Origin of the sequence: Pseudomonas amygdali, assembly GCF_002699855.1 — a bacterium.
Classification (GTDB): domain Bacteria; phylum Pseudomonadota; class Gammaproteobacteria; order Pseudomonadales; family Pseudomonadaceae; genus Aquipseudomonas; species Aquipseudomonas amygdali.
Map to the genome: position 1 here is coordinate 25,214 of NZ_LKBW01000289.1, position 7,192 is coordinate 32,405.

A 7,192-nucleotide genomic window follows, 5' to 3' on the forward strand; every position below is an offset into this window, starting at 1 on the left:
CATTTTCTGCAGCCTTAAGGGTCGCCCGTGTTTGAAACTAATCATTCAGATCATCAAACAGGCTGGTCCAGCACTCGTTACCAACGAGTGCTGGCCATTACCTATTTCATCCTTCTGGCGGTTTGGTCGGCGGGAATTGCCTTTAATGGTGCACCTGATGAGTCAACGCACTTCTTTTTGCTGGAATACCTGAAAACGTTCCATTCGCTGCCGGGCGCTACGGAGCCGGCTCAAGCGTTCACTGGAACGATCTCGGGATATACTTGGCAACATGGCGAGTTCTGGTACCACGGCCTGCCCTTCCCCCATGTCTTAGGCGCACTGGCTACTTCTTACGGCTTAGGCTGGATGTTACCTGGCGAACTGGGTTACCTGGCTGCAAGATGTTTTAACTGGATACTGGGCGCAGTATTTATTTGCACCTTGTTCCGTATTGCGCATCGCGCTGGAATGCCAAAAAAAGCTGCAGCCCTTGCAGCGCTTGTTATAGCCCTTATTCCTCAGGTTTCTTTTGTCTTTTCATATTTCAACAGCGACGCATTCGGGCTGATGAGTGTGGCGCTGCTGATCAGTGCGCTTCTAGGCTTTTTGAAAGCACCCAGCAAGCTGGCCGCGCTGTACCTGGGCGGTGCAATCGGCCTGATGTTCCTGGCAAAGCTCTACTTGCTGCCCGCTTTGGTCTTCGTCGTGGTCATGCTTGTCGCACATCACCTTTGGGGTGGCAAGAGCCTGAGACGCCATCTCCCGACGATGGTAATCGTTGCGGCTATCGTTTCCGTGCCCATGCTGCTTGTCACCTTCATGAAGTATGGTGAGATATCAGGGATATCCGGTCAGATTGACTTCGTTGCCTTGCACAAGAACAACCCTGCTGCGGGTTTCGGAACATGTTACATCGGGTGCTCCGGGCATCTGTTCAATATGGAAAATGTCCTTCCGTGGCTCAGCCTTACGCTAACGAGCTATTTTTCAACTACCGGCTGGATGAGCATATTTTTACCGTCGACCTATTATATGGGCGCGGCGCTATTATTTATTTTGCTCGTGACAGCAGCCATAATCCAGACGGCGCGCTTATATTCACGTGATAAGAAGCGGATATTTCTACTGAATTATCTGCTGCCACTGGTCATGATGTTGGGCTTATTCCCTTCGATCACCCTGCTCAGTCTGGTTGCATCGCAGAATTCTTTGCCTCAACCGCAAGGTCGGTATCTGTTCGTCACGATTCCGTTTCTGGCCTTGCTCAAAGCATTTGCCACAATGAGCCACGCTCGCGCCAAAAACTCTGCGTCGTCTGCAAGAGATGTCAGGTCAAGCCGTTTTCACCTGAAATGGCTAATCGTAGTGGCGGCATGGATGGCGTGGACGAACATGGTTGCCTGGAATGAAAACACGCTGAGTTCAAAGAACATTCAGAAATCAGCCATTGGCAAAACAGTCACAGAAGCAGTTCTGGCAAGCGGTGCGGGTAGAAGTTCGAATACTGATACCCTGAGTGCCACGCAGTTGACAGAACGTTTGGCGGTTACCAACGGCGAGTTTTTCATCAAGAATCCGTTCGGACAGTCTGCCGCGGCGGGCACCATCGACGAAGTTAGAAAGACGTCTGACGGTTGGCTGCTGAGAGGCTGGAGTGTGCCGCCGGCATCTGAAGGTTCGCCGGAATACGTCGTCGCTGTAGAGGGCGGAAAAGTTGTCGGTGCAATCAGGATAGAGATCAAGCGGCCAGATGTCGCCAGCGCGCTGCCTGACAAGACGGCCCTTCGCAGCGGCTATGAAGGCATTATTCCCGCAGCCTTGCCTCCCGACAAATGCGACCTGAAACTTTATACTGTCACCTCGACCTTCAAAATTTTTACAATGCCTGATGTCTGCGAATTCATCAGCCGTTTGTCTCACTGATCATGGAAATCCCAATGGAAAATATTCCGCTTTTCTCGGCCATCAAAGCTAACGCTGGACTTGATTTCGCCACGCCGCTGAAGGCCGTGCTAGACAGCCACTGGTACGTTTTAGGCAATGAAGTAAAGCTGTTCGAAGAAGAATTCGCTGCCTACGTAGGCGTGCAACATTGCATCAGCGTGGCGAACGGCTCTGATGCACTGGAACTTGCCCTCAAGGGTCTGGGCGTTCAAGTGGGTGACCATGTTGTCGCCGTAGCAAACGCCGGCTTCTACGGCAGCACCGCTATTCATGCAGTTGGCGCGACTCCTGTGTATGCGGATGTCGATCCAGCAACGTTGACTCTGTGCAAAAACTCTCTGGAAGCAGTGATTGCCAAGGAAAAGCCGGCGGCTATTATTGTCACGCACTTGTACGGCCAACTGGCAAACATTGAAGAGATTGTTAAGATCGCCTCTGCCGCCGGTATTCCTGTTCTTGAAGACTGCGCACAATCCCATGGCGCGCGACGCAATGGTAAGCAGGCTGGTAGCTTCGGCACAATTGCTTGCTTCAGCTTCTACCCGACTAAAAACCTGGGTGCTCTCGGTGACGGCGGCGCAGTGGTTACCGGTGATGACGCTCTTGCAGCACGCATTCGGCAGCTTCGCCAGTACGGCTGGGACCAGAAGTATCGCATTGCCATCCCAGGCGGTCGCAACAGCCGGCTCGACGAGATGCAAGCCGCAATTCTGCGCATCAAGTTGCCGCATCTGGATACTTGGAACGAGCAGCGTCGCTCGATCGCCAAGCGCTACAATGAAGCCTTCGCCGGGCTCGATATTGAACTTCCAGCCTCAGTATCGGAAGACTACGTTGCACATCTTTATGTGATTCGCGCGAAAAATCGGACTGCTCTGGCTGCTGCGCTCAAAGAGAAGTCCGTCAGCACTGATATCCACTATCCGATTGCCGACCATAAGCAGCCGGCTTACTCGGTGGTTCCGTCCGTGGCTCTGGACGTAACCGAGCGTACATGCGATACCGTCATCTCCCTGCCCTGCTTCCCTGGCCTGACCGATGAAGAAGTCAATCGCGTCATCGCTGCGGTCACTGCGCACTTTTCCAAGGAGATATGATTTTGCTGACGTTGGTCATTCCCGTCTATCGTAATGAGAGCAATCTGCCCGACTTGCTCGTTGCTGTGACGGCGCTTGATAAGCAGCTAGGACACGATCTGGAGGTCGTGTTCGTTGTGGACGGCAGCCCTGATCGCTGTTACGAAATACTCAGGGAACAACTGCCGTCACAATCGTTCAAGTCCAAGCTGATCCTGCTGTCCAGAAACTTTGGATCATTCATGGCGATCCGTACGGGTTTGCAGCATGGCACTGGCGACCGTTTTGCGGTAATGGCTGCAGATCTTCAGGAGCCGCCAGAACTGGTTCTGGAAATGAACACGGTACTGATGCGCGGCGATATCGACGTTGTGGTTGGTGTACGTGAAGGTCGTCAGGACCCATGGGCAACACGTACGGCGTCAAAGATTTTCTGGGGCTTTTATCGTCGCTATGTCATTCCTGAAATCCCGCCAGGCGGCGTCGATATGTTCGCCTGCAACAAGGCTTTTCGGGATACTCTGCTGACCCTTGAAGAGCGTCACAGCTCTCTCATCGCACAGATATTCTGGATGGGCTATCGCCGCGAGGTAGTCACTTATACCCGACAGGAACGGGTCCACGGTACTTCTGCGTGGACATTGCGTAAAAAAGTCAATTACCTGATGGACAGCGTATTCTCCTTCACGGATATGCCTATTCGTATATTGACCCGCGTCGGCGCGTTCGGCTCTACATTTGCGGCACTGTTCGGTGTATTCACACTGATCGCCAAGCTTGAAGGCAGGATTGAAGTACCCGGCTACGCAATGATCATGCTGGCCATTACCTTCCTCGGCTGTTTAAACCTGCTGGGATTGGGAATCGTCGGCTCTTATGCATGGCGCACATACGAAAATACAAAGAATAGACCCTTGGCTATCCCGATGCGGATCGAGGGATTTGGAGAAACACATGAGCAGCGGTAAGGATTTCTTTGTTCACAGCCACGCGCTGTGCGAGTCCGAGAATATCGGGAAAGATTCGCGAGTGTGGGCGTTCGCGCATATCCTGCCAGGCGCAAGCCTTGGTAGTGAGTGCAACGTCTGTGACAACGTTTTCATTGAGAACGACGTTATCATCGGCGATCGGGTGACGTTGAAATGCGGCGTACAGGTATGGGACGGCATCACCATTGAAGACGATGTCTTCATCGGCCCTAACGCCACATTTACCAATGACCTGTTCCCACGCAGCAAGGTCTATCCACAGAGTTTCGCCCGAACCATCATCAGAAAAGGTGCCTCACTGGGCGCTAACTGCACGATTCTTCCGGGTATCACCATCGGCATCAACGCCATGGTCGGTGCAGGCGCTGTAGTAACACGCTCTGTACCACCCAATGCGATAGTCGTGGGCAATCCGGCCAAGATCATTGGTTACGTGGACGCCAAACCTGTCAATGCCAGTAGCGAAACACGTCCGGAAAAAGTCGCGCCAGGCGTAACTGCCACGTCGGTGAAAAACGTTACCCTGCACACCATGAATGAAGTGGCAGATATTCGCGGTAGTCTGTCGGCGGGCGAATTCGAGCGATCGGTGCCCTTCAAGTCCGAGCGTTACTTTCTTGTGTACGATGTGCCGACTGCCGAGACCCGAGGCGAGCACGCGCACCGTCTCTGTCACCAGTTTCTGGTTGCCGTAAAGGGCTCTGTTCATGTTGTAGCGGATGATGGTGTCAATCGTGAAGAGTTTATTCTCGACAAGCCGAATCAGGGCATCCACCTGCCGCCGATGACATGGGGTATTCAGTATCGCTACTCTCAGGATGCTGTGCTGTTAGTATTTGCTTCACATTACTATGATGCAGGGGACTACATTCGTAATTACGAAGAATTTAAAACCCTCATCGCAAACGCTGAATAATAGCACGATGATGAATCAGGCTTTTTCAAAATTCTTAAAACAGGATTTTGCCCGATTCCTGATGTCAGGCGGTTTCAACACCGCCCTGACATACGGACTCTATCTTGTTCTGTTAATGTTCCTATCCTACAACATAAGCTATACGATTTCTTATGTGTCTGGAATATTACTAGCCTATATTATGAATCGTTTTTTTGTGTTCAAGAGCCATCAGGGACTGCGTTCAGTCATTCTATTGCCGCTTATATACGCTTTCCAGTATTGCTTGAGCCTGGCCATACTTTGGGGCTGGGTCGAACAACTTAAACTGGATGCAAGGCTGGCACCATTGGCAGCGATAGCACTGACACTTCCCGTTACGTTTATCCTTTCAAAACTTGCCTTTTCAGCCGGACCCGCGTCACGATAGTGCAAGTCTTCTAAACGTAGATCCCACACACTCTGTATTTCACCTTGAAGAGCGTGCAACCCCATAAAACCTTGATGCGTCTACACTGCTGCCAATGCCCAAGGGAGAAGCACCAACTGCTTTGGATTGGCCGTTCAGGATTCGAGATGTGCAAAAAAGTTGGCTCGTTTATAAACCCATACTCCAACCCCTATATCTCTAAGGAAAAACCATGTACAAAACCCTTACGGCCATCTGTTTTCTTACCCTTCTATCAGCCATCATCTCTGGGTGTGATAAGAAATCGGATAATGCATCAAGCTCGCCAAATGCCAAAGTCACTCACTATTCATTCGACAAATGCAATATTGATTCGATCGCGGGAAAAACAGGGGCGAGCATCTACGTCAATCGAGAAGTGGTTGAATTTAATGGGTGGGCTTTCGACCCATTAAAAAATGAAGCCCCCAAAGAAATCAGGCTCCGCCTGACGGGCTACAAAGGCGCTCCCGACACGTTCAAAGACCCGATCATTATTGATCGTCCCGATTTGGTAAAGGCATTCAAAAACGATAAACTTCTGAAGTCCGGATTCTCATTCAAAGCAGACCTGTCTTCATTTGAATCAGGCGGCTACAGCGTGGTTTTAGAAATACCAGGAGAAAACTCGTCTAGCCTATGTCAATCTAAAGTCTTGCTAGTCATCAAATAACCAGAAAGCACTTCGCCTCCTTACGACAGCTATACCTTCAAGGCCGAAAACTATGGACAATGCAACAAAAGAGCGAACCCTAAACAGCTTTATGCTGCTATTGATATCGGCTACTTTTGTCGTGGGGGAATTTTCTGTGGCAGGGCCATGATGGATTTAACCTTTGGGATGAAGGGTACCTGTGGTACGGCGCTCAACAGATCATCAAAGGAGAAGTACTAGTTCGAGATTTCATGGCCTATGACCCAGGTCGCTACTACTGGTCCGCGGGATTCTTTGCGCTTATGGGTGACACAGGCATCGTAGCCCTGCGTGCAGCCGTTGCAGTGTTTCAACTGCTAGGTGTCTATGCAGGGCTCTGGACAATTTCCATCGCGCTAAGATCTAACACGACAAGAAGACTTGCTTATCTGTGCATCGCGGCTATCACACTCATGGCCTGGATGTATCCGCGGCATAAGATCATTGACATGTCCCTCTCGATGATCATAGTCGCCAGCCTAACTTATCTGCTGTTGAGTCCTTACACAAAACGTTATTTTTTTCTCGGCGCCATCGTCGGCCTCGCTGCCGTGTTCGGCCGTAACCACGGTGTGTATGCCGCTGTGGCAAGTCTGATAGCCATGGGTTGGCTGGCAATTAAATCACCGACGCCCGAGAACCGCTTGACTGGCGCTGCGGCTTGGGCCGCGGGTGTAGTAGTTGGCTATCTTCCCGTATTAGCCATGTGCCTTTTTATACCAGGCTACTTTACAGCGTTCATCGATACGATTGTTTTCATGCTTGAGCAGGGTAATACGAACTTACCTCTTCCGATACCTTGGCCCTGGACGGTGGGTTTTGGTACTGCCGGAGCCGTCATCGAAACAAGATGGTTCCTGATCGGGCTGTGCTTCATGGGGTTGATAGTATTTGGAAGTGGTGCACTGGCGTGGGTATTCAAAGAGCGAATCAAGGGGCGCGCTGTGCCTCCAGGACTTGTGGCCGTTGCCTGCGCAACGCTGCCTTATGCTCACTATGCCTTCGCCCGAGCAGACGTGGGACATCTCGCACAGGGAATATACCCTTTACTCTTGGGTATCTTTATTACTCTAGGGAAATCCTGAAAAAGACTTCCTGATTTGGCAAAATCTCCGGGCACCAATCGCCGAGCTTTTCGATGATGAATCAAATGACCTTCGCCGA

The 7,192-nt window shown here is 51.2% G+C and carries 7 protein-coding genes; all 7 read left to right on the top strand.

The window, feature by feature from the left end; all coding sequences use genetic code 11:
* Positions 1-27 precede the first annotated feature (27 nt).
* The 7 genes from AO277_RS21965 to AO277_RS21995 all read left to right on the top strand — a co-directional run bounded on the left by AO277_RS21965 (position 28) and on the right by AO277_RS21995 (position 7,113).
* The gene (locus AO277_RS21965; RefSeq protein WP_044318833.1) at positions 28-1,905 is read left to right on the top strand and encodes a glycosyltransferase family 39 protein; all 1,878 of its coding nucleotides are present in this window, start codon (positions 28-30) and stop codon (positions 1,903-1,905) included.
* A 14-nt stretch (positions 1,906-1,919) separates the two neighbouring features.
* Entirely contained in the window at positions 1,920-3,023 is a 1,104-nt protein-coding gene (locus tag AO277_RS21970; RefSeq protein ID WP_052834984.1) for a DegT/DnrJ/EryC1/StrS family aminotransferase, read from the top strand.
* Entirely contained in the window at positions 3,020-3,970 is a 951-nt protein-coding gene (locus AO277_RS21975; protein WP_002552123.1) for a glycosyltransferase family 2 protein, read from the top strand. The genes AO277_RS21970 and AO277_RS21975 overlap by 4 nt, the downstream gene beginning before the upstream one ends.
* Positions 3,957-4,907, top strand: a complete 951-nt coding sequence (locus tag AO277_RS29470) for a WxcM-like domain-containing protein (RefSeq protein WP_002552122.1) — start codon at positions 3,957-3,959, stop codon at positions 4,905-4,907. The genes AO277_RS21975 and AO277_RS29470 overlap by 14 nt, the downstream gene beginning before the upstream one ends.
* Before the next feature lie 7 nt (positions 4,908-4,914).
* Positions 4,915-5,316 carry a GtrA family protein gene (locus AO277_RS21985; protein WP_180273458.1) on the top strand — a complete coding sequence of 134 codons (402 nt, stop codon included), beginning with the start codon at positions 4,915-4,917 and terminating at the stop codon, positions 5,314-5,316.
* Between the two features lie 211 nt (positions 5,317-5,527).
* Positions 5,528-6,007 (top strand): hypothetical protein, encoded by a 480-nt coding sequence (locus AO277_RS21990; protein WP_002552121.1) that lies wholly within the window; start codon positions 5,528-5,530, stop codon positions 6,005-6,007.
* Between the two features lie 116 nt (positions 6,008-6,123).
* Positions 6,124-7,113: a hypothetical protein gene (locus tag AO277_RS21995; protein ID WP_257214245.1), complete on the top strand. Its 990-nt coding sequence runs from the start codon at positions 6,124-6,126 to the stop codon at positions 7,111-7,113.
* Positions 7,114-7,192: the final 79 nt, after the last annotated feature.